Origin of the sequence: Microcoleus sp. T3_B1, assembly GCF_036700445.1 — a bacterium.
GTDB lineage: Bacteria > Cyanobacteriota > Cyanobacteriia > Cyanobacteriales > Microcoleaceae > Microcoleus.
In genome coordinates this window covers 1-2,641 of the sequence record NZ_JAUBOX010000182.1, presented here as the reverse complement: position 1 = coordinate 2,641, position 2,641 = coordinate 1, and the positions used below count along the sequence as shown (strand labels likewise).

At 39.0% G+C, this 2,641-nt stretch carries 3 protein-coding genes and 1 pseudogene; 2 read left to right on the top strand and 2 right to left on the bottom strand.

Annotated elements, in window-relative coordinates:
• Window positions 1–65 precede the first annotated feature (65 nt).
• Window positions 66–422 (bottom strand): annotated as a pseudogene (locus QT990_RS35600) (ISAs1 family transposase); the annotation flags it as partial.
• Between the two features lie 194 nt (window positions 423–616).
• Window positions 617–796, bottom strand: a complete 180-nt coding sequence (locus QT990_RS35595; RefSeq protein WP_445252106.1) for a hypothetical protein — start codon at window positions 794–796, stop codon at window positions 617–619.
• A 30-nt stretch (window positions 797–826) separates the two neighbouring features.
• On the opposite strand from QT990_RS35595, the gene QT990_RS35590 reads away from it, so the two are divergent.
• The gene (locus QT990_RS35590) at window positions 827–1,111 is read left to right on the top strand and encodes a hypothetical protein (protein ID WP_333301374.1); all 285 of its coding nucleotides are present in this window, start codon (window positions 827–829) and stop codon (window positions 1,109–1,111) included.
• 275 nt (window positions 1,112–1,386) lie between these two features.
• On the top strand, window positions 1,387–2,641 hold a 1,255-nt coding region (locus QT990_RS35585; RefSeq protein ID WP_333466399.1), incomplete at its 3' end, for an IS1634 family transposase.

Sequence of the window (2,641 nt, the reverse complement as noted above, 5' to 3'; positions counted from 1 at the left end):
GACTAAGAAAAAATCCCTTTCCTCTTGGTGGCGTTTTGTCAAGTACAATTTATACAAAATTAGATGCGTTTACCCTGCCCATCTATGGGGATTATTTCTCCTCCCATCTTGGTGATAAGGGTTTCTACCCATTGAAGAAAACAACGATTCAATTCTTCGGGATTAATAAATTCAAATACCCGACCGAAGGTGTCATCAGAGGGAATACCGTGAGGTAATGCCAAAAACTTTTCTAACCACTGTTTTTTGCTAATGCCATAATTTTCCATATCTTCCCATCCTTGCGCTCCAGCAATTACTGCTAAAATCGCAATTACTAAGATATCTGTGAGTTGATGTTTCTTAGTTCTCTCCACTCTGGACTCTTTGATCTCTTGGAAGTGCTGAACTAAACTTTTTTGAATACACCCGATATCTGCCACTTCGGTTAGTTTTCTCTCAGCAGGACAATTTTTCTGAGCCTCGGCATTTTTGTTGTTAACGCCTTGAAACATATAGGGTATTTTTGAGGTTTTCAACTACAGTATTACTGTCATCTCACTGATCTGTGTTAGGAGTCAAGTGTGCTGTCTACACAGTCTCTTATGCTTATTTTGTTAACTTTGTCAAGTTCATATTATACCCAATTAGATGAGCTTACCCTGCCTCGTAAACCCAGTTGACGGTAGTAATTTTCCTGTGAGGTAATAGCCGGTGTTAATAATGCGGATAGTTGCGAGGCAATCGCCGAGTCTTCCACCATTGGTCGGGTAGTTTTTTTGGCGTGGTCGCGATTAGTTTTTTGACTTTTTGCCATATTTACTGACCTCTACAATTGCTCAATTATTTGTCAATTCTATCGTTTGATAATACCAACGCCCGCAACTATCATGCGCCAGCGCTTGCGGTACAACTATTATCGATCGTCCGCCACAATTATCGATCGTCCGCCACAATTGTCGATCGCCTGCCACAATTGTCGATCGTCCGCCACGCCAGAGCGAGCGAACCACTTATTAATAATGATAATCGCTGTCGCTGGGAGAGTCTTCCAGAGGCAGACTCTCCCACCCTTCTCCCTTGTTTGATTATCATTATTATTCGATTGTATTTCTACACAAGGGGGTATTGACAAAATCTACTCCCTTCTAACCCACATTCCGCACCCACAACTGTCACACATCAACAAAAAGGGGATGAAATAGTACAAATGAACTAAGTCCCAATCGGAGTCAAGCTGCTTAATGATAATTAATAGCATTAAGCAGAGAAAGTAAAAAGGTAACTTTACTCGTAAAGAGAGGAAAATAAGGAAAACTATCTTAGGCAACAAAATAGTTAAAAAAATTAATTTACCACCAGCATAGAAATGGGAAAATAGCCATAGCAGTTGTGGAGAATGTGGTGATGTTAATCAATAAAGAGATGGAAATTCAGAACATAGATCATCTAGGAATAGTAGCAGGAATCATAGACGCTATAGGATTAGTAGAAACAGTCAATCAATTAATCCCACCAGAAAAGGGAGAAAAAGTCAGTGCCGGTCATGTAGTAAAAGCCATGATTTTAAACGGGTTAGGATTTGTATCTAGACCTTTATATATGTTTCCCCAATTTTTTGAAACCATTGCCTGTGAACATTTAATAGGAGCCGGAGTCAAGCCAAAATATCTCAACGATGATAAACTGGGTAGAGTGATGGATAAACTATTCATCAAAGGACTGGACACCACGTTTTTAACAATTACCTTAAAAGCCGCCAAAAAATTTAACGTATCGCTGTCATCATCACACCTAGATTCATCATCAATGCACGTACATGGGGAATACAATTCTAGCTTACCATCAGTAATATTTGAGAATAAACACGCACTCAACAATCAAGAATCAGAAGGATTAGCAATCAAATCACCCCAAGAAATAAAGCTCACCTATGGTTATTCCCGCGACCACAGACCAGATTTAAAACAATTTATCATCGAACTAATCTGTACGGGAGATGGAGATATACCAATCTTCTTAAAATTAGCATCGGGAAATCAAGCCGACTCATCATGCTTTGGTCAAATAGCGGTAGATTACCAAAAACAACTAGAAGTAGATAGTTTGATGGTAGCAGACTGTGCTTTATATACGGAATCAAACCTGAAATTGATGTCACAATTGCGCTGGTTATGTCGAGTACCTTTAAGTATAAAATCAGCCCAAAAATTAATATCAACCTTACCAGAATCTGAATTGAGTGCTAGTAAATTACCAGGATATAGATGGGGAGAAAAAATAGTAACTTATGCTGGAATAGAGCAAAGATGGCTAGTGGTAGAGAGCGCAGCCAGAAAGGAATCAGACTTGGGTAAACTCTCCCAAAAAATTGTCAAAGCCGCAGAAAAAGTTATCAAGGATGTGAACAAGCTATCAAAAGATAAATTTGCTTGTAAGGCTGATGCAATCAAAGCACTATCAAAATTATCTCAATCATTTAAATATCACCAAATTGAGCAGTATCAAGTCACTGAAGTTACAGCCAAGGAACAAAAAAATCAACCAGAAAAATTTTATCAAATCGCCGCGACAGTATGCAGAAATGGTAAGGATTCAGGTCTGAAATTCGGGAATGAGGTCAGGCATAGGAAAGTAGTCACAAGAATGGGCAGAAAGAGCC